The organism is Levilactobacillus paucivorans (assembly GCF_001437125.1).
In the GTDB taxonomy this organism is placed as follows: Bacteria; Bacillota; Bacilli; order Lactobacillales; family Lactobacillaceae; genus Levilactobacillus; species Levilactobacillus paucivorans.
The window spans coordinates 15,555-40,093 of sequence record NZ_JQCA01000037.1 but is presented as its reverse complement, the minus strand read 5'-3'; the positions used below and the strand labels follow the sequence as shown (position 1 = coordinate 40,093).

30 protein-coding genes and 1 other annotated feature are annotated in these 24,539 nt (G+C 50.6%); of the genes, 28 read left to right on the top strand and 2 right to left on the bottom strand.

Features of this window, described 5'->3' with window-relative positions; all coding sequences use genetic code 11:
- Positions 1–265: 265 nt before the first annotated feature.
- A complete protein-coding gene (locus tag IV54_RS03190; RefSeq protein WP_057877949.1) occupies positions 266–571 on the top strand; it encodes a HesB/YadR/YfhF family protein in 306 nt (101 codons plus the stop codon).
- A 59-nt stretch (positions 572–630) separates the two neighbouring features.
- Here IV54_RS03190 and IV54_RS03185 read toward each other — a convergent pair whose 3' ends face one another.
- Positions 631–3,270 carry a YfhO family protein gene (locus tag IV54_RS03185; protein WP_420806168.1) on the bottom strand — a complete coding sequence of 880 codons (2,640 nt, stop codon included), beginning with the start codon at positions 3,268–3,270 and terminating at the stop codon, positions 631–633.
- A gap of 156 nt (positions 3,271–3,426) precedes the next feature.
- Here IV54_RS03185 and IV54_RS03180 point away from each other — a divergent pair, with 156 nt between their 5' ends.
- The 7 genes from IV54_RS03180 (at position 3,427) to IV54_RS03155 (ending at position 8,955) form a co-directional block, all read left to right on the top strand.
- Complete coding sequence (locus IV54_RS03180) at positions 3,427–5,493, top strand: peptidoglycan D,D-transpeptidase FtsI family protein (protein WP_057877947.1); 2,067 nt, start codon at positions 3,427–3,429, stop codon at positions 5,491–5,493.
- A 282-nt stretch (positions 5,494–5,775) separates the two neighbouring features.
- Complete coding sequence (rpmG, locus tag IV54_RS11470; RefSeq protein ID WP_011667723.1) at positions 5,776–5,925, top strand: 50S ribosomal protein L33; 150 nt, start codon at positions 5,776–5,778, stop codon at positions 5,923–5,925.
- 61 nt (positions 5,926–5,986) lie between these two features.
- Complete coding sequence (locus IV54_RS03175; RefSeq protein ID WP_057877946.1) at positions 5,987–6,538, top strand: 5-formyltetrahydrofolate cyclo-ligase; 552 nt, start codon at positions 5,987–5,989, stop codon at positions 6,536–6,538.
- A 66-nt stretch (positions 6,539–6,604) separates the two neighbouring features.
- Positions 6,605–7,237, top strand: a complete 633-nt coding sequence (locus IV54_RS03170; protein ID WP_083488490.1) for a rhomboid family intramembrane serine protease — start codon at positions 6,605–6,607, stop codon at positions 7,235–7,237.
- A gap of 43 nt (positions 7,238–7,280) precedes the next feature.
- Complete coding sequence (locus IV54_RS03165) at positions 7,281–7,511, top strand: YqgQ family protein (RefSeq protein WP_057877945.1); 231 nt, start codon at positions 7,281–7,283, stop codon at positions 7,509–7,511.
- 4 nt (positions 7,512–7,515) lie between these two features.
- On the top strand, positions 7,516–8,487 hold the full coding sequence (locus IV54_RS03160) for an ROK family glucokinase (RefSeq protein ID WP_057877944.1): 972 nt from the start codon (positions 7,516–7,518) through the stop codon (positions 8,485–8,487).
- Between the two features lie 45 nt (positions 8,488–8,532).
- Positions 8,533–8,955 carry a rhodanese-like domain-containing protein gene (locus tag IV54_RS03155; RefSeq protein ID WP_057877943.1) on the top strand — a complete coding sequence of 141 codons (423 nt, stop codon included), beginning with the start codon at positions 8,533–8,535 and terminating at the stop codon, positions 8,953–8,955.
- Positions 8,956–9,010: 55 nt separating this feature from the next.
- On the opposite strand, the gene IV54_RS03150 is transcribed toward IV54_RS03155, so the two are convergent.
- Positions 9,011–9,187: a DUF3042 family protein gene (locus IV54_RS03150; protein WP_083488489.1), complete on the bottom strand. Its 177-nt coding sequence runs from the start codon at positions 9,185–9,187 to the stop codon at positions 9,011–9,013.
- 166 nt (positions 9,188–9,353) lie between these two features.
- Between IV54_RS03150 and IV54_RS03145 the strand changes: the two genes are divergently transcribed.
- The 20 genes from IV54_RS03145 (at position 9,354) to IV54_RS03050 (ending at position 24,501) form a co-directional block, all read left to right on the top strand.
- Entirely contained in the window at positions 9,354–10,094 is a 741-nt protein-coding gene (locus IV54_RS03145; protein ID WP_057877941.1) for a glycerophosphodiester phosphodiesterase, read from the top strand.
- Positions 10,095–10,098: 4 nt separating this feature from the next.
- The gene (miaA, locus tag IV54_RS03140) at positions 10,099–11,016 is read left to right on the top strand and encodes a tRNA (adenosine(37)-N6)-dimethylallyltransferase MiaA (protein ID WP_057877940.1); all 918 of its coding nucleotides are present in this window, start codon (positions 10,099–10,101) and stop codon (positions 11,014–11,016) included.
- A gap of 98 nt (positions 11,017–11,114) precedes the next feature.
- Positions 11,115–11,495, top strand: coding sequence for a MerR family transcriptional regulator (locus tag IV54_RS03135; RefSeq protein WP_057877939.1), 381 nt, complete (start codon positions 11,115–11,117; stop codon positions 11,493–11,495).
- Positions 11,496–11,542: 47 nt separating this feature from the next.
- Complete coding sequence (gene glnA, locus IV54_RS03130; protein ID WP_057877938.1) at positions 11,543–12,883, top strand: type I glutamate--ammonia ligase; 1,341 nt, start codon at positions 11,543–11,545, stop codon at positions 12,881–12,883.
- A gap of 228 nt (positions 12,884–13,111) precedes the next feature.
- Entirely contained in the window at positions 13,112–13,990 is an 879-nt protein-coding gene (locus IV54_RS03125; protein ID WP_057877937.1) for a hypothetical protein, read from the top strand.
- Positions 13,983–14,924, top strand: a complete 942-nt coding sequence (locus tag IV54_RS03120) for a hypothetical protein (RefSeq protein ID WP_057877936.1) — start codon at positions 13,983–13,985, stop codon at positions 14,922–14,924. The genes IV54_RS03125 and IV54_RS03120 overlap by 8 nt, the downstream gene beginning before the upstream one ends.
- A gap of 13 nt (positions 14,925–14,937) precedes the next feature.
- Positions 14,938–15,480: a dUTPase gene (locus IV54_RS03115; RefSeq protein ID WP_057877935.1), complete on the top strand. Its 543-nt coding sequence runs from the start codon at positions 14,938–14,940 to the stop codon at positions 15,478–15,480.
- A gap of 49 nt (positions 15,481–15,529) precedes the next feature.
- On the top strand, positions 15,530–16,165 hold the full coding sequence (locus IV54_RS03110) for a TetR/AcrR family transcriptional regulator (protein ID WP_083488486.1): 636 nt from the start codon (positions 15,530–15,532) through the stop codon (positions 16,163–16,165).
- A gap of 48 nt (positions 16,166–16,213) precedes the next feature.
- Positions 16,214–16,292: a sequence feature (ribosomal protein L21 leader region), on the top strand.
- A 20-nt stretch (positions 16,293–16,312) separates the two neighbouring features.
- On the top strand, positions 16,313–16,621 hold the full coding sequence (gene rplU, locus IV54_RS03105; RefSeq protein ID WP_057877934.1) for a 50S ribosomal protein L21: 309 nt from the start codon (positions 16,313–16,315) through the stop codon (positions 16,619–16,621).
- A gap of 26 nt (positions 16,622–16,647) precedes the next feature.
- The gene (locus IV54_RS03100) at positions 16,648–16,986 is read left to right on the top strand and encodes a ribosomal-processing cysteine protease Prp (RefSeq protein ID WP_057877933.1); all 339 of its coding nucleotides are present in this window, start codon (positions 16,648–16,650) and stop codon (positions 16,984–16,986) included.
- A 25-nt stretch (positions 16,987–17,011) separates the two neighbouring features.
- The gene (gene rpmA / locus IV54_RS03095) at positions 17,012–17,305 is read left to right on the top strand and encodes a 50S ribosomal protein L27 (protein WP_057878009.1); all 294 of its coding nucleotides are present in this window, start codon (positions 17,012–17,014) and stop codon (positions 17,303–17,305) included.
- A 96-nt stretch (positions 17,306–17,401) separates the two neighbouring features.
- Positions 17,402–18,466 (top strand): M24 family metallopeptidase, encoded by a 1,065-nt coding sequence (locus tag IV54_RS03090; protein WP_057877932.1) that lies wholly within the window; start codon positions 17,402–17,404, stop codon positions 18,464–18,466.
- Between the two features lie 75 nt (positions 18,467–18,541).
- Positions 18,542–19,102 (top strand): elongation factor P, encoded by a 561-nt coding sequence (gene efp, locus IV54_RS03085; protein WP_057877931.1) that lies wholly within the window; start codon positions 18,542–18,544, stop codon positions 19,100–19,102.
- Positions 19,103–19,139: 37 nt separating this feature from the next.
- Positions 19,140–19,580 (top strand): Asp23/Gls24 family envelope stress response protein, encoded by a 441-nt coding sequence (locus IV54_RS03080; RefSeq protein ID WP_057877930.1) that lies wholly within the window; start codon positions 19,140–19,142, stop codon positions 19,578–19,580.
- Positions 19,580–20,008, top strand: coding sequence for a transcription antitermination factor NusB (gene nusB, locus IV54_RS03075; RefSeq protein ID WP_057877929.1), 429 nt, complete (start codon positions 19,580–19,582; stop codon positions 20,006–20,008). The genes IV54_RS03080 and nusB overlap by 1 nt, the downstream gene beginning before the upstream one ends.
- A gap of 336 nt (positions 20,009–20,344) precedes the next feature.
- On the top strand, positions 20,345–21,211 hold the full coding sequence (gene folD / locus IV54_RS03070; RefSeq protein ID WP_057877928.1) for a bifunctional methylenetetrahydrofolate dehydrogenase/methenyltetrahydrofolate cyclohydrolase FolD: 867 nt from the start codon (positions 20,345–20,347) through the stop codon (positions 21,209–21,211).
- Positions 21,198–22,553, top strand: coding sequence for an exodeoxyribonuclease VII large subunit (gene xseA / locus IV54_RS03065; RefSeq protein ID WP_057877927.1), 1,356 nt, complete (start codon positions 21,198–21,200; stop codon positions 22,551–22,553). Before folD ends, xseA begins: the two co-directional genes overlap by 14 nt.
- Positions 22,546–22,794: an exodeoxyribonuclease VII small subunit gene (locus IV54_RS03060; protein WP_057877926.1), complete on the top strand. Its 249-nt coding sequence runs from the start codon at positions 22,546–22,548 to the stop codon at positions 22,792–22,794. The genes xseA and IV54_RS03060 overlap by 8 nt, the downstream gene beginning before the upstream one ends.
- Entirely contained in the window at positions 22,784–23,689 is a 906-nt protein-coding gene (locus IV54_RS03055) for a polyprenyl synthetase family protein (RefSeq protein WP_191980403.1), read from the top strand. The genes IV54_RS03060 and IV54_RS03055 overlap by 11 nt, the downstream gene beginning before the upstream one ends.
- Positions 23,686–24,501 carry a TlyA family RNA methyltransferase gene (locus tag IV54_RS03050; protein ID WP_057877925.1) on the top strand — a complete coding sequence of 272 codons (816 nt, stop codon included), beginning with the start codon at positions 23,686–23,688 and terminating at the stop codon, positions 24,499–24,501. The genes IV54_RS03055 and IV54_RS03050 overlap by 4 nt, the downstream gene beginning before the upstream one ends.
- Positions 24,502–24,539: the final 38 nt, after the last annotated feature.

Genomic DNA, 24,539 nt, shown 5'->3' with positions numbered 1-24,539 from the left:
AAGAGAACCGGGTTAGGTTTAACACGGAACCCGGTTCTCTAAAGCTAATTTCACAGCAAGTCCAAGGGAGGTGACAATCGTTGCCTCCCTTTTGTTATCGGCAATAAGTAGGAATTCGTGACTAATCCCACAAGCATAAGGGTGGTAATGGGGCTGAACTTCCGCCATAATGGAAGCGCAACCATTACCTTGCGTACAGAGCTGCGGACGTGGTATAAATGGTGGTGAAAGCGAGTTCATTAAACGGTAAAGGGAGTCCTACGACATGAAGATTACGGTGACTGATACGGCTAGCAAGTGGTTTCGCGACGAGATGGGTATGACTGGTCGCGGTATTCGGTTCTTCGGCAAAGTTTACGGGAAGACCCCTGTGCACCAAGGCTTTTCACTGGGGATGACCCCCGATGACCATCCCCGTGATCCCATCGTAGCGGAAAAGAAAGATGATGTGACGTACTATATCACCGAGGGTGATGAGTGGTTTTTCGTCGGATACGATTTGACGATTGATTACGACCCTGAAACAGATGGGCCAACGTACATTTATAAGGAAAACGGTGAACTAGATTAAGCTTGATCGAAAAAAGGTCTCAGCGAGTATGCTCGTTGAGGCCTTTCGTTTGTCTGAAATTAGTGACGCCGTCGCCAGAACCAACTGCCACCAATGAGACTCAATGCGGTTATGCCGCTAATTAGGAGCCCCACGTTAAACAAGGGTGGCCAGTAGGATAGAGTAACGCGACTAGTGCCACGTGGTAATTTAAGTGCCGTAAACATGCCCACAGTCTTGTAGGTTTTGACGTGATGACCGTTAACGGTTGCACGCCAGCCAGCGGAATAGGGAATCGACGTGTTGAGGATTTGGTTGTCCTTCTTCGTCGTGACGGTGCCGCTAAATGATCGGCTGTTATGCTTAGTCAACCGCCACGGACTCGTCTTAAGCTGGGTGACCGCAGATTTGAACTGTGCCGTATTCAACCGGTAAAGGGTGAAGTTTTCCAACCACAACGATCCCTTTTTTAGTTGGACCGTGAGTTTGATGGTTTTGCCCTTGGCGTGATCGGCCACACTGACCAGGATGGTGTGCCGGTAAGTCTTGTACTGATTCAACGGCTTTCCGTTTAGAACAAAGGTGGCGTTGTCCGGATTAACCGTCGAGCCAAAAGTCATGTAGATGGCATCGTTGGTCTTCGGTTTAATTGTTAACGTGATACTTCCGGGCTTCAGGAGGTTCTTCTTTTGGAGAACGGCCCCGGTGATCTTGGTCTGTTGGTTAATGTTATCAAAGGTAACCTGATCGAAATTCTCGGCCTGGTATAAGTGCCGATCGGCTGGACGACCGGTCAATGCGGATAGCCAATTTGCCTGATACTGCGCGGGATCGGCGGTCGTGTCTTTCAAGGATAAAATCTTGGAACTTGCCGCATAACCAAGCGGTAAGGCGTAAGGGTTCTGATAGGTCGTGGCCCATTGATCCTGACTTAGGGCGCGATAATCTGCCAGATCGGCTTTATTACTGGTGGCAGGGAGCATGCTAGACCCACTCAATGCGCCGGAAAGCTTCTTGTTTTGGAAGTAGTATTTCATGTTTAGCAAGGAGTCGGTGACCAATGTTCCGTTGCTATAGGCCACGAAACCGTCGCCGTCAGGGTTCCCAGTGTTGCCGTAGAAGGCCGGAACCGCCTTGGGTAGAACGGAGGAGAAGACGCCTCCACCATTGAAGCCAGTTTGGAAGGCATCACCCTTGGTTCGCATGAAGGTTTTACCCATACGGTAGAAGCCATTATCGGTCTTCTGGACGCCGTTGACCAAGCGTTGGAGTTCGTCGGTGTAGTTGCCGTACTCGCCCTGAGAGACGTAACTAATGTTATTTAAGGAGATGAAGGCGTTGGCCGTGACCTCGGTCACCCCAATGACGAAGAAGGTAATCGGATAGATCCAGTGGTGTTTGACCGGCAGGGTCGTTAAGGCCAATGCGAGAATGACGAAGAGTAACCCTAAGAGAACTTGATTGAGTTGAAGAAATTTAAATTGTTTGAGGAAGATGGCGACGTAGGTACTGCCAGCCACGACAATCAGAGTGACCAGGGCAATAGCCAAGGCACTCGGCTGAAAGTCGAGGGTCAACGTCTGAGCCGCCAACCAGATGAGCCAGAAGCTCACGACAAAAGAGAATCGGTAGGGGTACCAGACGGGAAATTGACCAGCATGCCACAACAGATCCAATGGTTGAACGCAGAGTGACAGTGCCAGGAAGACCGTAATCAGACCCGCGGTAATCCGGGTTCGCAGGTGAATGCGGCGATCGCCAAAGTAGAAGAGGGCCCCAATCAAGGCAATTGCCCCGATGAAGAGGTTCGCTGTACCGGATGGCATCTGGTCAAAGTTAAAGGAGCCAAGGAAGAACTTCGCCACCATTTTTGGGGGAAAGAATTCAAACTTCCATTTAAACGACGTGACGGTGTACTGGGCCTTACTCTGGGAGAGTGACCACCAGGTTGGCAGAAGGACGACCGCCGAAAGTAGGCCCGCCGTGATTGAGGTCACCGCGAACTGACCTGCCTGTTTAGCGAATTGACGCCAACCGGTATAACGATCGACGGCAAGAAAAATGAAACTAAGGATCATGAAGAGACAGATCATGTAGGCCATGTAGTAGTTGACGATCAACGCAATCGCCAGCCAAATCACGTAGGACCGCCATTTGCCGGTGTGCATGAGCTGGTAGAGCCCATAGAATACCAGGGGTAACAGGTAGGCGGCATCGAGCCACATGACGTTCAACTGATTCGCAACGGACCATCCCATGAGGGCATAGGCCGTGGCGAAGGTGATCACGAATAAGCCGCGTTGTTTCGTCGTCTTTAATAGTAGCCAGGCGAAGGTCAAACCAGCCAGACCGTATTTGAGGACGGTGATGATGAAGACCCCGCTGGTGAGCGATGACCCAGGGAAGAACAGGAGAATCCAATTCAGGGGACTCAAGAGGTAGTAGGCCCAGGTCCCCAACATTTCGCCACCCAAGCCATTGGCAAAGGAGTAGAAGATACTGCTGGGATCGTGAAGCAGGGCGCGCCGCATGTACGCAAAGAAATCAATATATTGTTGCCCCAAGTCGACGGTCAGGAGGCTACTCGACCCAAAGGGAGCCATTTGCCGGTAAATAAAATAGGCCGTCATTAAAATGAAGGGCGTCAGGAAAGCCCCGATCAGAGTTAATTGGCGTGGTGAAAGCCGTTGACGCTGTTTTCGATCTTGCAAAAAAGCCACCTCAATCTTTAGAAATTATAAAAGTTGCACGTGATCCTGTACATTTTTGATTATGGTCTCTAGAATAGCATAGAAACATTAAATTTCGGTAGCGGGATAGTGGCACGCGGTGAAGTTTGGTAAAATAGTAGCTGTACAATAAGGAGCAGAACTGTTGTGAAGAATTTCTATAATCGAGTAAGCAACCGAAGTCAGCGATCTGGCGGCCCTAAAAAGTCGGAGATTCCGTTTCGGTTAAACTTTCTTTTCATCATTGTTGCCCTATTATTTGCGGCGCTGATTGGTCAGTTGGCGTATCTGCAAGTCTTCTATGGGGCAAAATTCAAGGCTGAGGTGAACTCAACCGACACCACGATTGAAACCACTAACGTTCAACGGGGGATGGTTTACGATTCCACCGGGAAAGTTCTAGTGGGGAACAAAGCGCATCAAGCGATCTCCTATACTAAAGGGGTCAATGTTTTATCGACCAACATGTATCAGATTGCCAATACATTAAGCGATTACTTAACGGTTTCGACGAGTAGCTTAACGCCACGTCAGGCGATTGATTACTACTTAACGGATTCCAAGAACCTGAAGGCCGTGGAAGGTAAATTGTCCGGGACCAAGGGGATGACCGTCACACAGCTCTATGACAAGGCACATAGTTATCTCGAAAATGACTCATCCTTCAAATTGACGAAGTCCCAGCAAAATGCGGCGACAATCTTTGCGAAGATGAGTGGGGCCTATGCTCTGTCTACAACTTACATCAAGGATTCTGGGGTTTCCAATCGTGAAATTGCTGAGATTGGGGAACATTTATCCGAGATGCCTGGGGTTAAGGTTGGGACCAGCTGGTCACGTGACTATCCGAATGGGACGTCGATGAATTCCATCATCGGGACCGTTTCTTCGGAAAAGACTGGGTTACCAAGCGATCGGATTAACGAACTCTTGGCCCAAGGTTATTCACGAAATGACAGTGTCGGGCAATCATACCTGGAAAAGGAATACGAGTCCGTGTTACGCGGAACCAAGGCCGAAAAACAGGTTGAGGTTGCGGGTAACAACACGGTGACAAAGGAAGTTCAGAAGTATGGCGGCCAGAAGGGGGACAACCTTCAACTGACCATCAACTCAAAGTTCCAGAGTCAGCTACAGTCGTTAGTGAAGTCAGCCGAACAAGGTGCTGGTGGCTATTCGACGGGGACCTATGCCGTCGTCATGAATCCGAATACCGGGGGCGTGATTGGGATGGCCGGGGTTGACCGCAATCCATCTTCGGGCAAGATTACCAACAACGCCTTGAGAACCCTTAATAGTGATATTGTTATGGGGTCCGTGGTCAAAGGGGCCATGGTTTCTGGTGCCTTGATGAAGGGGGTCATTACCCCAACGAACAGTACGTTAACCGATATGCCGATCAACGTCGGTGGGGTGAAGAAGTCTTCCTGGTTTAACCATGGTGGCGGCTCGAACATCGCCGTTAACGCTGCCGGGGCGTTGGAAGTGTCGTCTAACTCCTATATGATGCAATTGGCCATGAAGGAAGCCGGATTTAACTATTCATCCGGTGCCGCTCTGACCATGAGCACCAAGGCCTTCGATATCGAACGGGGTTACTTCAAACAGTTCGGTCTCGGGGTTAAGACAGGGATTGACCTGCCTGGTGAAAGTTCCGGGTTGGAAGGGTCTAGCAGTTTCGCCCACATTGGGAATGCTTTGGACTTGTCCTTTGGGAACTACGATGCGTACACGGTCCTTCAAGTGGCCCAGTACATGTCGACGATCGCCAACGGTGGGACGCGAATCGCACCGCACGTGGTCCAGTCGATTCGAGGAACCAAGTCTGATGGGACCCTGGGTGCCGTGAAGTCGACGGTAGAGCCTAAGGTCTTGAACACGATTGATATGACGGCTGCTCAGAAGCGTTTGGTCAAGGAAGGGCTCTATGACGTGGTTCATGGGAGCAATACTTACAAGACCGGTGGGGAGCTGTCATCCATTACACCTAAGATTTCCGCTAAGACGGGGACTGCACAAACGTTCTACAAGGGTAGCGAAACGGTTACCTTGAGTCTGGCGTCTTATGCACCTTCGACGCATCCACAGGTAGTGGTGGCCTTGGCCATGCCTAACCTGGGGGTTAACGCCGAAAGTAACAATATGCAGTTAGCGAAGAAGATTTATGCGGCTTACTGGAAGTCTGTGCAATCGACTTCAACAGTTGATCAATAAGATTTTAGAAGGGTTCTGACCAGTCATACGGTCAGAACCCTTTTTTAGGCTAACGTGTTGAATTATGGACGGGGCGGAAATGTTGAAGGAAAATGGTCATCGGCGTCACGTTCCTTGCCGCAAGGGATAAGCGAACCCGCTCAGGGCCCGATAATTCAGCTGTTAAGTATTTTCCCTTAACATATTTAGAATTTTGACTGGTAATTATCCCGGGATAATGGTAATATATTACAAGTTAAGGCTCTAGCCTGTAATTCTGAAAAAGTTGGGAGGTTACCCACAATGCGTGTACACATCACTTTAGAATGTACTGAATGCCACGAACGCAACTACTTATCCAGCAAGAACCGGCGTAATAATCCGGACCGGGTTGAATTTAAGAAGTACTGCCCACGTGACCGGAAAGTAACTTTGCATCGCGAAACTAAGTAAGGGTACGGGCGGGAGCCCGCACCTTTTTTTATTGAAATTTTCTTAAAGGGGGTCAACTATCATGGCGACTAAAGCAAATCTGCGTCAGCAGACGATCAAGGCTTTGAAGCAGCTTTCTCCTGCAGAACGTGAAATGGGTGCTCAGAGCCTCTATGAGCAGTTGTTTTCCTTGCCCGAGTGGCAACAAGCAACGACCATTGCAACGACCATCAGTACTGATTTAGAGCTGTCTACGGCCCCAATTATTGCTGCCGCTCAGCAAGCTGGTAAGACGGTGGCGGTCCCGCAGACGCTGCCGGCCCGGCAGATGGCGTTTCATACGCTGACTGCCGATACGCATCTGGTCAAGACCGCATTTGGCCTGATGGAGCCGGCAGACGGGAAGATTGTCTCACCGGCTGACTTTGACTTGCTGGTGGTGCCCGGCTTGCTGTACGCTCAGAGTGGCGAACGGGTCGGGTTTGGTGGCGGCTATTATGACCGCTACCTCCCACACACCACGGGAACCAAGGTCGCGTTGGCATTTTCTGTTCAGCAGGTGAGTGCGCCAACCTGGCAAGTTGACTCCTTCGACGTCATTCTCGACCGAGTGCTCGTCGCACCAACCAAGTAGAAAGGGAGCGGCAAGGTGGCACAAAAATTCAAATATCGCTTGAATCGTTTGGATAACCAACCCTTTATGACCGTGGGCTTAATCGCGATCATGGTTGTGGTCTATCTGGCCATGACCGTCAGTGGGGGAAGCACCAATGTTAACGTCCTGATTACGTACGGGGCCAAGGTAAACGTTCTCATCCAACAAGGTGAGTGGTGGCGGTTAGTCACGCCAATCTTTTTACACATTGGCTTTACCCATATCCTAATGAACATGATTACGTTATACTTTGTGGGGATTCAAATTGAAGCGGCCTTCGGACATGCTCGGTTCCTGGGCATCTTCCTGGTTTCGGGAATCGGTGGGAATATTGCAAGTTTCTGTTTCTCCGATAGTTTGTCTGCCGGGGCTAGTACCGCTATATTTGGCCTTTTTGGAGCCTTCCTGATGCTTGGGGAGTCCTTCTGGCAAAATCCCAATATTCGGCAGTTATCACAGACCTTCTTGGGGTTTGTTGTGATGAACATCTTGTTTGACCTCTTTGCGCCAGGGATTGATCTCGCTGGACACATTGGGGGGCTAGCTGCCGGATTCTTGGTAGCGTATACATTAGGTGTTCCAAGAATTGGTCGAGTAAGCACAGTTAAGAGAATCGTAGCGACCGTGGTCCTAATCGTTGGATTGGTCTGGTTGTATATGCATGGGTTAAGCCGCTAAACGGCCAAAATGGCTCGTGCAATTTCATGGAGGTTGTGGGACAATGAAAACGTTATATGATGTTCAGCAGCTACTTAAAAAATTTGATATTTACGTGTACGTGGGCAAGCGAATGTGGGACATCGAGGTGATGGCCTTGGAGTTGAACAATCTGCGAAAAGCCGGGGTGGTTGACACCAAGACCTTCATCGCGGCCAAACTCGTTTTGCGTCATGAACACCGTATTGAAGTCGAAAAAGCAAGAGATCAACACCAATCCATTGGAGGGATTTAGAGTTATGGCACGTAATTTAATCGGAATTGACTTGGGTGGGACAACCACCAAGATGGCCTTCTTGTCCGTTGCGGGCGAAGTCCTTGCAAAGTGGAGCATCCCTACGGATATCACCGATGAGGGTAGCCACATTGTGCCAAACATTGTGACGTCCATCAATCAACACATCAGTAATTCAGAATTCAGTAAGAACGACTTTATTGGTATCGGAATGGGGACCCCAGGTTCCGTCGATATTGAGAATGGAACGGTCATTGGCGCCTTCAACCTGAACTGGACGAAACGTCAACGAGTTCGCGATCAAATTCAGGCCGGTGTCGGCTTACAGTTCATTCTGGACAATGATGCCAATGTGGCGTCACTGGGTGAATACTGGAAGGGTGCCGGGGAAAAGGACGACGATGTTGTCTTTGTGACCTTAGGGACCGGTGTCGGTGGCGGGGTCATTGCCGGTGGACACCTCCTTCATGGGGTAAATGGTGGCGCTGGTGAACTTGGCCACGTGACCGTTCAACCTAATGGTTACCTGTGTACCTGTGGCAAGCGCGGCTGTCTCGAACAGTACGCCTCCGCAACGGGTGTGGTTCATGTCGCCGCTGACATGGCCAAGGACTTCATGGGCACGTCTCGCTTAAAGGAAATGGAAGACAATCAAGAGAGTGTCACGTCTAAGATGGTCTTCTACCTGGCTGATAACGGAGACATCTTGGCTAACCAAGTGGTTGACCGGGTGACCTTCTATCTTGGCTTGGCCTTGGCCAACGTAGCCAACATTTTGAACCCTGCCAACATCATCATCGGTGGGGGTGTGTCAAATGCCGGGAACACCTTGTTACAACCAACGACCCGTTACTTCCAAGAAAATGCCTTCCCTTCAGTTCGGGATTCAACTAAGCTCCGGTTGGCACAATTGGGTAACGACGCCGGGATCATCGGTGCGGCATCCTTAGCACTACGTTTTCAAAAAACAAATTAATAAAAGACTTAACGAGTCTGTGGAATTAGGAAGGGCGAATTAGTTTTGGTTATTGGAGCAGCAGGTACAATTTCAGTATGGACGGTCTACTTGATCATCCTTATCGTTCTCGTCGCAGTTTGGGGCGCTTGGCAATGGTCAACGGTCATTCGGCGTAATCGCGTGGCCAAGGTCATCGATGAAGCGACTTTCCAAGCGGGCATGCGTAAGGCCCAGGTCGTTGATTTACGTGAAAAGAAGGAATTCGACGCCGGCCATATTTTGGGCGCACGGAACATCCCTTATTCAACGTTTAAGGCTTACTACAAGCAATTGCGGGATGACCTTCCCATTTACTTGTATGACCAAAGTAAGGCCTTGAGCACGCGGGCCGCTTTGATTTTGGGTAAGGACGACTATAAAGAAATTTACATCTTGAAATCGGGTTACGCTCGGTGGCAAGGTAAGACCAAGAAAACAAAGTATTAAACCAAAAATGGACGTCCCGGTAATTAACCGAGACGTCCATTTTGTTTGCGGCTGATTAACCGTGGTGAGCTGAATGGCTCTTCCGATTAGCGCGCTTCCGGTTTTCTTCAAACCGGGATTCTTGATCCTCAATTGGTTCCACAACAGTCTTCTTGAAAGAGAAGACGGCACCAGCAACGGCACTAGCAGTTGCCACAACGCCAAAGATAAATCCCTTGGTAAAATGCTTCATCATAACTCGACTCCCATCATCGTAGAATTTAAGTTATCCGCTTCCATTATGCCGTTTATCGGCTAAAATTGCTAGCGATTAGCGGAAGTCGTACGGTAAAAGTTTCGCAAAATGACCGGGATTTTGTGGTAACCTTGCTAGTGGAAAGAAAATGAGGGGTGACGAGATGGGACAAACCCAACGGACACAGGTCTTCGCGCATCGTGGGAGTGCCGGGACTTTACCAGAAAATACCCTGATGGCTTTTGAAGCGGCCTTGACCGCCGGCGCCGATGGTATCGAGACAGATGTTCAGTTGTCCCGAGATGGCCAGCTCGTCATCATTCACGATGAGACGGTCGACCGAACCACGACTGGCACCGGTGCGGTGAAGGATCTGACGCTGGCCCAATTACAGAAGCTGGATGCGGGTGATCCACAGCGACAGTTAACGGCGACCATTCCCACGCTAGATGAGGTGGTGGATCTGTTGAACGACCGGCACTTCACCGGCAGTCTAAACCTCGAATTAAAAACAAATAAGTATCCCTACCCAGGCATTGAGGAGCGCGTGGCCACATATTTTGCGCAACGTTCCCGGTCGTTCAAGCTGGTTTTCTCTAGCTTTCGGCCCCAATCATTGGTTAGCCTGCAACGGCTGTATCCCCAGGCAGAATATGCGCAGCTTTTTCAGACGAATAGTAATTGGGCTAAACGCCTACTGCGGCGGCATCAGGTGGTCGAGTGGCATCCAGATATTCGCTGGGTCAAGGTTCATCGATTTTGGTTGCCCCGGGTACAATTGCGTCCCTGGACAGTCAATCGGCCGGCAGATATGACCTATTGTTTTCGCCATCATTTTCGCGGCATCATCACGGACTATCCGGCGCGGGCAGTCCGGTTACGACGTCACATACAAGGAGACTAGAGTCATGGAAAAGGTTTTAGCAATTGTCGGTCCCACTGCGGCGGGCAAGACGGCACTAGCGATTGCGTTAGCACAAAAATTCAATGGTGAAATTATCTCAGGGGACTCGATGCAGGTCTATCGTCATCTCGACATTGGCACGGCAAAGGCGACGCCAGCAGAACAGGCTCAGGCAACCCACCACCTGGTCGACGTTTGTGATGTCGATGAGCAGTTCACGGTTGCCAAGTTTGTGGCGGCTGCCCAACGCTTGATTACAGAAATTCGTGACCGTGGGCATTTGCCAATCATTGCCGGGGGGACAGGTTTTTACCTACAGGCATTGTTTGATGGCCTGCGGTTAGGATCGTCGGCTCCCGGTGATCCGGCGGTGCGTGAGACCTTTCGCGCCATCGCAGCCGAAGAGGGACCACAAGCCCTGTGGCAACGATTGGCGGATCAGGATCCCTTGGCGGCTAGTAAGATTCCAGTCACCAACGTCCGCCGCACGGTACGTGCCCTGGAAGTGATCACTGTGACGGGACGTCCATTCTCCCATCAAGCAGATAGTGGCGCCCAATATGACGAACTCTATCTGGCGTTGAACACTGACCGAACCCTGCTATACGATCGAATTAATCAACGGGTCGATCTGATGATGACGGCTGGCCTGACGGATGAAGTCGCCTGGCTGGCTGCGCAGGGGGGGACAGCCCTCCCAGCGGCCACCGGAATCGGTTATCGAGAACTATTACCGGTCATCGACCAACCAGATGCCTGGCCCGCAGCGGTCGACCAGATTAAACAGGACTCCCGACACTATGCCAAACGCCAATTGACCTGGTTCCGTAATCAGACGACGGCAACTTGGTATGACTTGGTTCAACATCCCGAACAACGCGCAGCTATTGACGATCAAGTGGGCCAATGGCTAAGGAGTTAATAAAATCTTTTACTTTCATGTTAGAAAAGCTGACATGAAAGCTTGACTCGCGTTGTCCAGGTGGTATGATGGCATCATAAGTTAAGGGGGCCAGTCGAATGAAAGAGAAGGAATTGCGGCGTTCATTAGCCGTTTTGCCGATGGGAACTGTCATGAAACTGACGAGCCTGACTGCTCGGCAGATTCGCTATTACGAAGCACAGGGGTTAATTACGCCTGAACGGAGTGATGGGAATCGGCGTTTGTATTCACTCAACGACGTGGATCGCTTACTGGAAATTCGAGATTACCTGGCTGATGGTGTGAACATCGCTGGTATCAAGGCAATCTACGACCAGCAGAACGCGGCCACAATGGCCAAGCAGTCGGCCCAGCAACAGCCTCTGACCGATGAGGACGTCCGGCGAATCTTGCAGGACGAGTTCATTCGTCAGGGTGGTCTGGGTCATCCCAATTCTGGGATTCAGCGACCCTTTTAACCCGACCGACATTAGACGACAAGATAACTGACAGGGAGCGATTTTGGATGGTAAAAGCAACCAATACGAAGGACGATATTCGCCGCATGGCGAAGGAAGAAAACGTCAAATTTTTACGGTTAATGTTTACGGATTTATTCGGCACGATCAAGAACGTTGAGGTCCCAATCAGTCAATTAGACAAGTTACTTGATAACAAGTTGATGTTTGATGGGTCTTCAATCGACGGTTTTGTCCGGATTGAAGAAAGTGACATGTACTTATACCCAGACCTTTCGACTTGGATGATCTTCCCTTGGAGTACCGAAAGAGGCAAGATTGCGCGGGTCATTTGTGAGGTCTACACCACCGATGGTAAGCCTTTCGAAGGGGACCCACGGAATAACCTGATTCGGGTCTTAGATGACATGCGTAAGGCTGGCTTTACCGACTTCAACATCGGGCCGGAACCAGAATTCTTCCTGTTTAAGATGGATGAAAACGGCAAGCCAACCACAGAACTCAATGACAAGGGGAGTTACTTCGATATGGCCCCAATGGACTTGGGCGAAAACTGTCGTCGTGAAATCGTCTTGACCATGGAAGACATGGGCTTTGACGTCGAAGCGGCGCACCATGAAGTTGCACCCGGCCAACATGAAATTGACTTCAAGTATGCCGATGCCTTGACCGCTGCCGACAACATCCAAACGTTCAAGTTGGTCGTAAAGACCATCGCCCGGAAGTATGGCTTGTATGCAACCTTCATGCCTAAGCCTTTGGCTGGTATCAACGGCTCAGGGATGCATCTGAATATGTCCCTTTTCCACGACCAAGGCAATGCCTTCTATGATGCCAAGGGCAATATGGAACTGTCTGAGGATGCGTTCCACTTCTTAGGTGGGTTACTCAAGCATGCGCGGAGCTTTACTGCCATCTGCAACCCAATCGTCAACAGTTACAAGCGTCTGGTTCCTGGCTACGAAGCCCCAGTTTACGTGGCTTGGTCCGGTTCTAACCGTTCTCCATTGATTCGAGTACCAAACTCTCGTGGGTTGTCCACCCGGTTGGAATTGCGGAGTGTTGATCCTGCTGCCAACCCATACCTGGCTATCGCGGCCGTCTTGGAAGCCGGCCTGGATGGGTTGCGGAACCAATTAGCCCCTCGTGAGGCGGTTGACCGTAACATTTACCGTATGGATGCTTCTGAGCGTCAGGAGAACCACATTACGAACCTGCCAGATACCTTGCACAACGCTTTGAAGGACTTAGCTGCCGATGACGTGATGCGTGGAGCCATGGGTGAACACCTCTTCCAGAGCTTCATCGAAGCCAAGACCTTGGAATACGATTCCTACCGGACCCAAGTTTCCCAGTGGGAACGTGATCAGTACCTGGAACTCTACTAAAAAAACAGCGTTTGACGGCTTGACTGTCAAACTAACGAAGGATCGACCTTGCGGGGTCGGTCCTTTTTGCCGTTTGAGAGGGGACAAAGCGGAAAGCGGTTAAAAAATTCCTTGTTTTCAAGTGAAATTCGGCCAAACTGCTTTATTCTGTTCCCATTTTTGGTAACATGAAGGTATAACCAAATGTTTTCAGCAACGGCTAGGGAACATGAGAATGAGGGATAATCCATGGAAAACCAAGAACAACAAGCTAGTGCAGCCGATATCTTGACGCAAGCGATTGCAAACAAACTAGACTACTTGAGTACCATGCAAGCAGCAGTTCAACACGGCGATGACCGAAAAATCTACGAACTGCTTGATCAAGTTCGCTATTACCAAGAAGTAAAGAAGACGCGGACCAAGCGTGCCGTGAATCATTTAGCCGAACTGGTCGATAACATTCATCCCCAGATTAGCCATTATTTGAGTGACAATTTAATCGATTACTTAGGGCATATTTACCCATTCTTCTACTATGAAGAATATACGACCGGTCTGTTCCACATCTACTTTGGAAACTGGTGGGACCGACGTTTGTTCGGTGATTTGGACGTGGTGAACGTTCGTTTCGACTTTGACAAGACCGAGTACCAGAAGTTACGCGATTCCTTTGCGTTGGAGAGCCAGAATCAGCGGCTCAACACGGCTAAGATTGAAGCCGTCTCTGCCGAAAGTGAACGACTCCAACAGTTAGTAGACGCACAAGACGACCGGGACAGCCAAAAGGCTGAACTCCGTGACCAACTCAAGGAAAACAGTGGCAAGAGCAGTATGCCATGGGAATCCGGGAAGGTTAAGGAAGAGCGGCAAACGATTATTGACCAATTAACCAAGTTAGCCGATGAGGACGAAAAGGCCTTAAATGCTCACAAGGCAATCAAGGCCAACGATGATCGGATCTTAGTTTTGTCCAAGGAAGATACGATTTTGAATTACGAAAAGCAGAGTATTCGTGACGCCTTCGATGACTTCGAACATTTCGAGGCACACAACGCCAGCCTATATGCGGACTACTTGAATAGTCTGTTAGGCAAGAGCGAGGGTGAGGTGACGGTCGATGATTAATGAAAATGACCCATCGACGCTGACCACCAGTGGCCGGCTCCTGAACTATAACGAAGCCATCAAGACGGGGCTTGAGACCGGCTTGACCTTCACCAAGTTAATGGACCAATTGATTCGGACCACGAATCCTGACGAGTTGGTCAGTGCGGCCACGCAGCTAGCTGATTTTCAACTTGACTCGGATTACGTGACGTTTCCTCACCAATACAGTAATGCCGATTACTACTTATTATTCATGTCACGGATGTTGGAATTACACGATCAAGGCAACCAGGTCATCTTACAGTCACAGGATCACCGTGAAGAGTTGACCCAACAACTGACGTCTCTGGGTGACCGGGGCACGTTTAACTTCCGGGTTGAACCTTCCGCAAACGGCGGGGTGTTCTACCGGGAACGGGCCACGGGACAATCCCTGTTCTATCTCAACCTTGAACGTAAGATGTTGCGGTTTAACAGTCATGCTTTAACGCAACTCTTCGTGATTGATTTACACGAGACCGTCCCAGCCGAGACGGTCAAGACCTCTGTTCAGGTCTTAATTGACTTTGCCCGCTACCTGAAGGAAGACTACGGCTACTCTGTGGACTTCAACATTCTGGATGCGGCTAACCGGCAAAACTACGCGGTACGCGCCGCTGACTTGCCAGCTGGGATTGTCGATCGCCTGTTTGTGGTTGCCGCTCAAAATGATTACATGTTAACGAACGGCGTCAACGGCAACGGGGCGGAGATTATTTTGGATGAAGGCGTGGTTGTCGACATCTTTAACAACCAATTGTCCGGTCAACCAGAATGGGTCCTGACGGTGCATGACGATGACCAGAAGATTTCCTGGTTTGATGTGCTCCTGAAATACCCATTCATGCGTGACTGGTACTTAGAAAACCTGACGGACTTGGAGATTAAATCCGATCCGTTGATCTTCGGCTAGGAGGTAAGACAGCGTGTTAGAGTTAGCCAAATTGGTCCAACAATCCATTGCCTTGGACGAGCAGATTACGGCGGACAAGGACATTGAGATGTCCCGCCAGTTGCAGATTGAGAACGCCTATGTGGCGTTAGACGTTGAACTCGCTGAGATTGCCAATACCTCGGAGTGGTTCAAGGTCTGGAAGACCCACCGGGGCAAAGCAACGGATGGTCAGACGGCGCGAGAAACGCTATTGACCGAGTATACCGATGCCATGGATTTCTTCTTTCTGGTTGCGGCCAAGAAGACCTGGACGCATCTGATCATGACGACCGAAGAGGATCTAGCCGGACTTGAAAAGAGTCGTCCAGCCAAGGATCTGGATCAGCAGTACTTAATTTTGAAACGCATGGTGTTTAACAGTCACTTTGCACATCGCCAGGAAGATTTCCGCCATGCTTGGCGGCTCTTTCTGAAATGGGGCTTCGTGGATTTCGGTTTCAGCCAAGACGAAATTCAAGCAGCCTATGAGGCCAAACGTCAGGTCAATCTCGACCGACAGGCTCATAATTACTGATAGATACTGAAGGAATCGTAGCGTAAGTTTCGATTCCTTTTTGCGACTCATGGGAAGGGAGGTCATCATTATCGGACAACAAGACCCGCGTGTCGTACGGACCAATGATCGACTACGACAGGCACTCAGCCAGCTTCTGCAGCAAAAGACTTTTCGGCAGATCTCAGTCCAGCAACTCACCAAAACGGCGGAGATTACCCGCGGCACCTTCTATCTTCACTATAAGGACAAGGCAGATTTCTTGGCTCAGACTGAACAACAGGTGATTACAGAGTGGTTCGACGCAGCGAAGACCACCTTGGCCCCAGATGGCGAGCTGACCCGTGGTTTCGCCCTGGGCCCCGCACTACGTTACGTGGATACCAATCATCAGATCTTGTCGGTGTTATTTGACCCGCAATTTTCACAATTCCGGCCACGGTTGCGGCAACGCTTCTCTCAGGAGTTACAGACCTATAGCCGGCATGTGCCGGTTACGTCAAATCCGCCACTGGACGTTCAAATTACCTTTTTAACGTCCGGCTTCCTGGGGCTGGTTGAGGCCTGGTTGGCAGATAATCGCCGTTATCGACCCGACTTTTTAGCCCAATCCTTTCGACAGTTGGCCGCCAGTGAAGTCACGCTTCTGGCCGATTGGTTCTCGCTAGTCGGCTTGGATTCCGCGTTGGTTACAGAAAAAGCTTGACGTAGAGAATCCCATCAAGTATAATTTTCATGTTGTATTTGTGGACTTCCACAGCTGCAACCGCTCGGAACAAGTTATTAAGTTTTCCCTTGTGGAGCACTTGATTTCGGCGAGTCTAAGTCTAACTATATAAGGAGGTGCACATCCATGTACGCAATTATCGTAACTGGCGGCAAGCAGTACAAGGTCGAAGCAGGCCAACCTGTTTACGTCGAAAAGTTAAACGTTGAAGCTGGTGAAAAGGTTACTTTTGACCAAGTTGTCTTTGTCGGTGGTGACAAGCCTAAGATCGGGACGCCAACTGTTGCAGGCGCAACCGTAACTGGAACTGTTGAAAAGCAGGGTCTGGAAAAGAAGGTTGTTTCTTACAAGTACAAGCCTAAGAAGGGCCAACACACGAAGGTAGGTCACCGTCAACCATATACCAAGGTTGTCGTTGATGCTATCAACGCTTAAGCTCAAAGATTAAAGAGGCGATTGCCGTGATTCATGCGACGTTCCATCATGGAACCAACCGAATCAATTCATTTCAAATCACTGGCCATGCTGACTCAGGTGAGTACGGTCAAGACATTGTTTGTGCTGCGGTATCGGTGCTTGCGATCAGTACTGTCAATGGCTTACAACGGGTCGCTTCGATTCCGGTGCAAGTCGACAATCGAGATCAGGCAGGGGGCTTTCTGGAAGTTACCCTACCACCAAAGCTGGAAGCAACGGCCGAATTAAAGGGACAGACTCTCCTCCAGAGTTTTGAGGATGGATTAAAGGATGTAGCCGAAAATTACGCGGATTTTGTCAAATTCGCTCAAATAAAAGATTAAAATTGCGGAGGTGAAACAGATGCTGATGAACATGAACTTACAATTCTTCTCTCACCATAAAGGGGGTGGGTCCACTGCCAACGGTCGGGACTCAGCTGGTCGTCGTCTTGGAACGAAGGCTGCTGACGGCTCTATCGTTACCGGTGGCTCAATCCTTTACCGTCAACGCGGGACGCACATTTACCCTGGCGTAAACGTTGGCCGCGGTGGTGACGATACTTTGTTCGCTAAGGTTGCTGGTGTTGTTAAATTTGAACGACTCGGCCGCGACAAGCGACAAGTATCCGTTTACCCAGTTGCAGAAGAAGCAGCTAAATAACACGAGGTTTTCCTCGTACGACTGAAGAGCTTGAGGCGAGACCAATTCGCTTTGAGTTCTTCTTTTTTCTCTTAGAAAGCAAGGGAGGTTCGGTCCATGACAACTCGAATTGAACGTTTACAAGCGCAATTTGATCGGTTAAGTATCGATAGTTTCTTGGTTTCCAATGCCAGCAACCAACAGTATCTCGCGGGCGCTAGCTTGGAGGGCGGTGACGGGTATTTGCTCGTCACGGCACATGATGCGGTGTTCATCACGGATGCCCGTTATCAGACGGAGTTTCAGACGACGGTGCCAGAGATGCCACTGGTGATTACCCGTGACTACCTGCAGGCCGTTAATGACCGCTTACAGGCCGCTGGGGCCACGGTACTCGGAATTGAGGATAGTTTACCGTTCAACGAGTATCAGTGGTTAGACGAGCACCTGTTAACGGACATCGTGCCGCTGACTGGGGTGGTTGATAATCTCCGTCAGATTAAGGACGCTACTGAATTGGCTGCGATTCGCCGGGCAACTGCGCTGACGAGTCAAGGCCTAACCGCGTTGTTTGACCAGATTAAGGTCGGTCAGACGGAGCGGCAGGTGGCCAATTGGCTCGGTGAATGGATGTTGGATCATGGTGCGACTGGGACGAGTTTCGAGACGATCGTGGCGAGTGGCAAACGCGCGGCTTGGCCGCATGGATCGGCGAGTGACAAGGTGCTGGCCGACCACGAGATGGTCACCATTGATTGTGGGTTCTACGTTGACGGCTACACGTCTGACGTGACTCGGACCGTCGCTCTGGGCGATCCTGGTGAACACTTGCGATCAGCCTATCAGGCGGTCGCAGATGCCCAACAGGCAATCATTGCCGCCGTCAAGCCGGGCGTTACCGGTGGTGAGCTCGATCGGATTGGTCGTGACTTACTGACGGACCGTGGTTTTGGCGCGGCCTTTATCCACGGAACTGGTCATGGGATCGGACTGGACATCCACGAGGGACCAAACATCGGTCGTCATTGGCCGGATGTGATGGCCGCTAACGAAGTCCTTACGGTTGAACCCGGGGTGTACTTTGCCAACGAGGGTGGCTTGCGAATCGAAGACGATATCTTGGTTACGGCGACTGGGCACGAGATCCTCACGACTGCCCCACGGAATTTAATTATTCTGTAAGTCGGCTACTGTCTTGCTTTTTATGGGTAAGAATTGATATTATAAAGAGGACATATTTTAGGAGGCTACAACATTATGGCAATTTCTACTGCTGATTTTAAAAATGGTTTAACTATCGAAGTCGATCACGCTATCTGGCGGATCGTTGAATTCCAACACGTCAAGCCCGGTAAGGGTGGCGCTTTCGTACGTTCAAAGCTTAAGAACTTACGGACGGGTGCTGTTCAAGAAAAGACATTCCGTTCTGGTGCCAAGATGGAATTAGCTGACATCCAAACGCGTAGCATGCAATATCTTTACGAAGATGGTGACAGTCGTGTCTTCATGGACACGGACAACTTCGAACAAATCGAAGTACCTTCAGATTCCATCAAGGACCAACTCTTGTACTTACAAGAAAACATGGATGTGAACTTGATTCAATACGGTTCCGAAGTCTTAGGAATCGAAGTCCCAAACACGGTTGTCTTGGAAGTTAAGGCTACTGAACCTGGTATCAAGGGGAACACGGCTTCTGGTGGTTCCAAGCCCGCTACGATGGACACTGGTTTAGTTGTTCAAGTGCCTTTCTTCGTTAACGAAGGGGACAAGCTTTCGATCAACACGACCGATGGGACCTACATTTCCCGTGCTTAATTAGTCCAACGTTTAATCAGTAAGGGAGGGTCAATGAATGGCAGAAGATACTAATATCATTTTAGAATCAAAGGAACCCGCACTCGGCAGAATTGAGGTGGCCCCACAAGTCCTCGAAATTATCGTGGGTATTGCGGCCAGCCAAACCGAAGGCGTTGCGCGGATGCGTGGTTCACTGGCAAACAGCGTGACGGAACTCCTTGGTCGTAAGGAACAACACGGCAAGGGTGTCAAGTTGGTGTTTGACGGCGATGAATTAGCAGTTGACGTGTACGTTTACTTGGATTACGGGGTAGCGGTTCCTAAGGTTGCCTTAGCCATTCAAGACAGCGTAAAACAACAACTGTTGTTCATGACCGACCTTGATTTACGTGAAGTTAACGTTCACGTGGAAGGCGTCATTCCCGAAAAGACGGCGCAACAGGTCGATCCCGATCACCTGTTTAACCAGAGCGACGAAGGAGACAGTGACCAATAGTGACACTTACACGACATCAGATTCGGGAACGTGCATTCCAAATGCTATTTGCATTAAATGCCAACCCTGAAGCCGATCATGACGCGCTCTATCAGCGTGTTCTGACCGATGATCCCAACCAAATCGTCCCCGTGCCGGAGTACTTGTCGACGCTGGTTAACGGTGTTCTCCAGTACCAAACAGAACTGGACGCCCAAATCGACCAGTATCTGAGTGCCGGGTGGCAATTAAAACGAATTGCGAAGACTGATCTTGTGATCATGCGACTCGCATTCTTTGAAATTGACCACGTGGATGAGGTGCCCGACCGAGTGGCCGTCAACGAAGCCTTGGAATTAGCCAAGATGTTTAGTGACGACCGTTCACGACGGTTCATCAATGGGGTATTGGCCCACACACTGGACAATGAGCCCAACCAAGAAGATTAATTGAGAAGCCTGAGACCTTATGTCTTGGGCTTTTTTTGTGAGAGTGGGACCAAAGGTGGTTAGCTGGCGAACATTAAGGCTGATAACCGAATAATCCCGGGCTTGGATTGTTTGGTTATCAGGTTTAAGCGGAACCAGCTGCCTTTGGACGCACGTTTCGGCTATATCAGTTTGGAGAAATAAGACGTCTGGGATGCCGTCCCAAACGCCTTTTTATTTGGCCCAAGTCTCACGTCACCCGATCTGAAAGTCCGGGGGAATCGACACCCCGTTTTCAGAAAAGATATGCTAAAATGGAAGTTAAACTTTGCAAGATTTTGGGGAGGATGAGAATTTATGACGACCATTATTGATGGCAAACAATTGGCCAAGGACCTGAACGCACAGACCCAGCAACGCGTCGCTAAGCTAGCGGAACGGGGGATTACGCCCGGACTTGCGGTGATTATCGTGGGGGATGACCCGGCCAGTGCCTTATACGTGCGTAACAAGCATCGTAAGGCCGTGAAGCTGGGAATCAAGTCCGTTGTGCGGGAACTCCCCGCAACGGTTAGTCAGGCCGATCTGATGGGTGTCGTGACCGAGTACAATCAGGACCCGACCATCAATGGAATTCTCGTGCAGTCACCATTACCACGAGGTCTCGACGAACAAGCCGTCGTTGCCGCCATCGATCCTAAAAAGGACGTGGATGGCTTCCATCCCGTTAATGTGGGCCGCCTCTTCAACAATTTACCAGGCAACTATCCCGTATCTTGTACCCCACGGGGAATCATGACGATGTTAGCTTCCCTCCATATTCATTTACGAGGGAAGCACGCCGTGGTGGTGGGTCGCAGCCGCATCGTCGGCCGGCCCATGGCCGCCATGCTGTTGAATGCCGACATGACGGTCACGACTGCCCATGTATATACCAAACATCTGAGTGATGTGACCCGTGAGGCCGATGTTTTGGTCGTGGCAACCGGTGTTGCTCACCTGATTAAGGCCAACGACGTGAAGCCGGGGGCCATCGTGATTGACGTCGGAATGGACCGCGACGACCAGGGAAAACTGACGGGGGATGTCGACTTTGACGGGGTCTTTGACCGTGTCGGAGCCATCACGCCGGTTCCCGGTGGCGTGGGTCCAATGACCATCGCGACTTTGATGCAACAAACCGTGGATATTTGTGAGTGGAGTGAACAACGTGGCAACCAATGATTATTTAACGGTAACGGCCTTAACGCAATACTTAAAACGTAAATTTGACGTTGACCCCTATCTGGGGAAGATTTATCTGACCGGTGAAATTTCCAATTTCCGGTTACGGCCGCATGCGCATCAATACTTCAGCCTGAAGGACGATCACGCCAAGATTAATGCGATTATGTTTCGGTCGGCCTTCGAAAAATTAAAATTTACGCCAGAAACCGGGATGAAGGTTCTGGTGACCGGTCGCATCTCCCTGTATGAACCGAGTGGGAGCTACCAGATCTACGTCGAGCGCATGGAGCCAGACGGGATCGGTCAGCTTTACCAGGCTTATGAACAATTGAAGAAAAAGCTAGAGATTGAGGGTCTATTTAGTGCTCCTAAACGGCCATTACCACGCTTTCCCAAGCGGATTGCGGTGATTACCAGTCCTAGTGGGGCGGTCATTCGCGATATTATTACGACGACTCGCCGACGTTACCCGATTGCTCAGATCGTGTTGTATCCTGCCGTGGTTCAAGGGGATGGCGCGGCCCCGGATCTGGTACGCCAGATCCAGCGGGTGAATGCTGATGGCCGTTATGACACCTTGATTATCGGTCGTGGTGGGGGATCAATTGAAGACCTCTGGCCATTCAATGAAGAGTCGGTAGCGCGGGCCATTGCGGCCAGTCGCATTCCGATTATCTCCTCAGTGGGTCACGAGACGGATACCACGATCGCCGACCTGGTCGCCGATGTTAGAGCGGCGACGCCGACAGCTGCGGCTGAGCTGGCGGTTCCCGTCTTAAATGACGAGATCCTCAAACTTCAGCAACAACGTACCCGGCTATACAATGCCATGGCCAACCGGATTAATTTCCAGCAGGAACGATTGAATAAGCTCCTGAAGGCCTACGTGTTCCAGCAACCGCAACGGCTCTATGAGACTTACGTCCAGCGCTTAGACCACGCGCAGCAAGGTTTACAACGTAACATGCAGGCCCAGTTGCGCCAACAGGGGCAACGTGTGGCACTGGCTAAACAGGGTTTACGCAGTCGTAATCCGTTAACGCGGGTTCAACGTGGACAACAGGACGTGGCCCAATTGCGCACACGGTTGACGGCCGCGGCTACCCGCTACTTGGCGGCTCAACAGGAAAAAGTCGGCCGACTAGCCAATGGTCTGGACTATTTGAGTCCACTGAAGATCATGGGTAGAGGTTACGGATACGTGGTTCAAGACGATCACGTGGTTCGCCACATTACAGACTTAAAGCTGGCGGCAGCCACCATTCATTTAGATGGCGGGACCGCTTCCGCAGAGATTACGGGCATCACACCAGATAAGGAGACCCAACAAGATGACTGAAGAAAAACAACCAACCTTTGAAGAAAATTTAACTACACTTGAACAGATCGTGACTCAATTGGAACAAGGTGATGTGCCGTTGGAAGAAGCCCTCGCCCAATTTAAGAAGGGGGTCGATCTCAGCAAGACCCTCCAGACGACGCTCCAAGGTGCCGAGAAGACCCTGGCCACCATGATGAACGACAACGATCAGGAACAGGCCTTTGAGACCCCTCAAGGAGGCTCTGACAATGCCGATTGAGACTCAGTTGGCAACGTTTGAGGCCGCCTGGTTACCGCGACTGAATGCCCCGCTGGCCGATGCCATTGCGCAGGACACAGGTGACGATCGTTTGGCTGCTGCTATGCAGTATTCGGTTTTGGCTGGGGGCAAACGTTTGCGGCCCTTACTGACGGTAGCAACCTTGCAGACGCTAGGGCAGACCGTCGATCTTAAACGGTTATGGCGGCCGATCATGGCGCTGGAGTTGTTGCATACCTACTCCCTGATTCACGACGATTTACCAGCCATGGATAATGATGATCTGCGGCGAGGTGAACCGACTAACCACGTGAAGTTTGGGGCGGGGATGGCCACACTAGCTGGTGACGGGTTGTTGACGTTGGCCTTTCAATGGTTGACGGCCACCGACCTTGATGCCGCAGTTCAGGCGGAGCTGGTGACCTCACTGGCTCAGGCGGCCGGTCCGGCGGGCATGGTAGCGGGTCAGGCCAAGGACATTCAGTCCGAAGCCGTCGACTTACCGTTAGCCGACCTCCGGGTGCTACATAAGGAAAAGACCGGTGCCTTGCTGCACTATGCGGTCGCGGCGGGACTCATCATGGGTGGTGTCCCAACGGCAGCGCGTGCGGCCTACTTGCGGTTTGCCGATGCCTTTGGCTTGGCCTTTCAGATCTACGACGATATCTTAGATGTGGTGGGTACGGCGGTGGAATTAGGTAAGGCCACTCAGAAGGATGCGGGGGAAGCCAAGAATACCTATCCCGGCAAGCTTGGTTTACAGGGGGCTAATCAGGCCCTCATTAAGACCATTGCGGCCGGACAAGCGGCATTGGACGATCTCCCAGCCGATACCGATGCCTCATTACTACGGGCATTCTTTAGTTATTTTGACACGAAACGGGTGAAGGCATGAAGAAAAAACGAGTCGCGGAGTTATTAGTGGAACAAGGGATCTTTGACGAGCTCGACGAAGCGAAGCGGGCGGTCATGGCCGGAGAAATCCTGGGGACCAATGAAGAACGTTTGGATAAGCCGGGAACGTTAATTCCGGCCGACACCGAATTGCATTTAAAGGGTCACCCCTTACCTTACGTGTCGCGCGGTGGGTTTAAATTAGCGAAGGCCCTCGAGGTCTTTGATATCGATGTGACTGACCGGGTGGTGCTGGATATTGGGTCATCGACCGGGGGCTTCACGGATGTGATGCTTCAAAACGGCGCCAAGCTCAGCTATGCCTTAGATGTCGGCAGTAATCAGCTGGTCTGGAAGCTCCGTGAAGATCCACGGGTCGTGGTGATGGAACACACGAACTTCCGGTACAGCCAGTTGGCCGATTTTACTCATGGTCAGCCAACCTTCAGCTCGATCGACGTGTCCTTTATCTCATTAAAGCTCATCCTGCCACCATTGAAGGGGATTCTAGCTACTGGCGGTGAGGTGGTCGCCCTCATTAAGCCGCAGTTTGAAGCTGATCGTGAGGACGTCGGGGCCCACGGGATTATCCGGGACCGCGCCGTTCATGCCAAGGTGGTCCAGAGTATCATTGATTTTGCTGTGGCCACCGGCTATAGTGTCTTAGGACTGGATTATTCACCAATTAAGGGTGGTGAGGGGAATATTGAGTTTCTCGTACACCTCAAATCAGTTGATAAAAATGCAGTCTGTGTAAGTTCAGTTTCCGTTGAAGACACGCTTGACGCGGCTTACGAAGGCCTAAATAAATAGTTTATGAGAAAATTATGAGAATTTGCTTTCCAAATACT

Excerpts from the sequence above, each read along its gene's own strand:
- folD (WP_057877928.1), top strand. The coding sequence starts at position 20,345 with ATGACGACCATTATTGATGGCAAACAATTGGCCAAGGACCTGAACGCA.
- IV54_RS03175 (WP_057877946.1), top strand. The coding sequence starts at position 5,987 with ATGGCGACTAAAGCAAATCTGCGTCAGCAGACGATCAAGGCTTTGAAG.
- rpmG (WP_011667723.1), top strand. The coding sequence starts at position 5,776 with ATGCGTGTACACATCACTTTAGAATGTACTGAATGCCACGAACGCAAC.
- IV54_RS03055 (WP_191980403.1), top strand. The coding sequence starts at position 22,784 with ATGCCGATTGAGACTCAGTTGGCAACGTTTGAGGCCGCCTGGTTACCG.
- IV54_RS03060 (WP_057877926.1), top strand. The coding sequence starts at position 22,546 with ATGACTGAAGAAAAACAACCAACCTTTGAAGAAAATTTAACTACACTT.
- efp (WP_057877931.1), top strand. The coding sequence starts at position 18,542 with ATGGCAATTTCTACTGCTGATTTTAAAAATGGTTTAACTATCGAAGTC.
- IV54_RS03050 (WP_057877925.1), top strand. The coding sequence starts at position 23,686 with ATGAAGAAAAAACGAGTCGCGGAGTTATTAGTGGAACAAGGGATCTTT.
- rpmA (WP_057878009.1), top strand. The coding sequence starts at position 17,012 with ATGAACATGAACTTACAATTCTTCTCTCACCATAAAGGGGGTGGGTCC.
- rplU (WP_057877934.1), top strand. The coding sequence starts at position 16,313 with ATGTACGCAATTATCGTAACTGGCGGCAAGCAGTACAAGGTCGAAGCA.
- IV54_RS03165 (WP_057877945.1), top strand. The coding sequence starts at position 7,281 with ATGAAAACGTTATATGATGTTCAGCAGCTACTTAAAAAATTTGATATT.
- IV54_RS03125 (WP_057877937.1), top strand. The coding sequence starts at position 13,112 with ATGGAAAACCAAGAACAACAAGCTAGTGCAGCCGATATCTTGACGCAA.
- IV54_RS03110 (WP_083488486.1), top strand. The coding sequence starts at position 15,530 with ATGGGAAGGGAGGTCATCATTATCGGACAACAAGACCCGCGTGTCGTA.
- IV54_RS03170 (WP_083488490.1), top strand. The coding sequence starts at position 6,605 with ATGACCGTGGGCTTAATCGCGATCATGGTTGTGGTCTATCTGGCCATG.
- IV54_RS03135 (WP_057877939.1), top strand. The coding sequence starts at position 11,115 with ATGAAAGAGAAGGAATTGCGGCGTTCATTAGCCGTTTTGCCGATGGGA.
- IV54_RS03160 (WP_057877944.1), top strand. The coding sequence starts at position 7,516 with ATGGCACGTAATTTAATCGGAATTGACTTGGGTGGGACAACCACCAAG.
- IV54_RS03120 (WP_057877936.1), top strand. The coding sequence starts at position 13,983 with ATGATTAATGAAAATGACCCATCGACGCTGACCACCAGTGGCCGGCTC.
- miaA (WP_057877940.1), top strand. The coding sequence starts at position 10,099 with ATGGAAAAGGTTTTAGCAATTGTCGGTCCCACTGCGGCGGGCAAGACG.
- IV54_RS03145 (WP_057877941.1), top strand. The coding sequence starts at position 9,354 with ATGGGACAAACCCAACGGACACAGGTCTTCGCGCATCGTGGGAGTGCC.
- glnA (WP_057877938.1), top strand. The coding sequence starts at position 11,543 with ATGGTAAAAGCAACCAATACGAAGGACGATATTCGCCGCATGGCGAAG.
- IV54_RS03190 (WP_057877949.1), top strand. The coding sequence starts at position 266 with ATGAAGATTACGGTGACTGATACGGCTAGCAAGTGGTTTCGCGACGAG.
- IV54_RS03150 (WP_083488489.1), bottom strand. The coding sequence starts at position 9,187 with ATGAAGCATTTTACCAAGGGATTTATCTTTGGCGTTGTGGCAACTGCT.
- IV54_RS03080 (WP_057877930.1), top strand. The coding sequence starts at position 19,140 with ATGGCAGAAGATACTAATATCATTTTAGAATCAAAGGAACCCGCACTC.
- IV54_RS03090 (WP_057877932.1), top strand. The coding sequence starts at position 17,402 with ATGACAACTCGAATTGAACGTTTACAAGCGCAATTTGATCGGTTAAGT.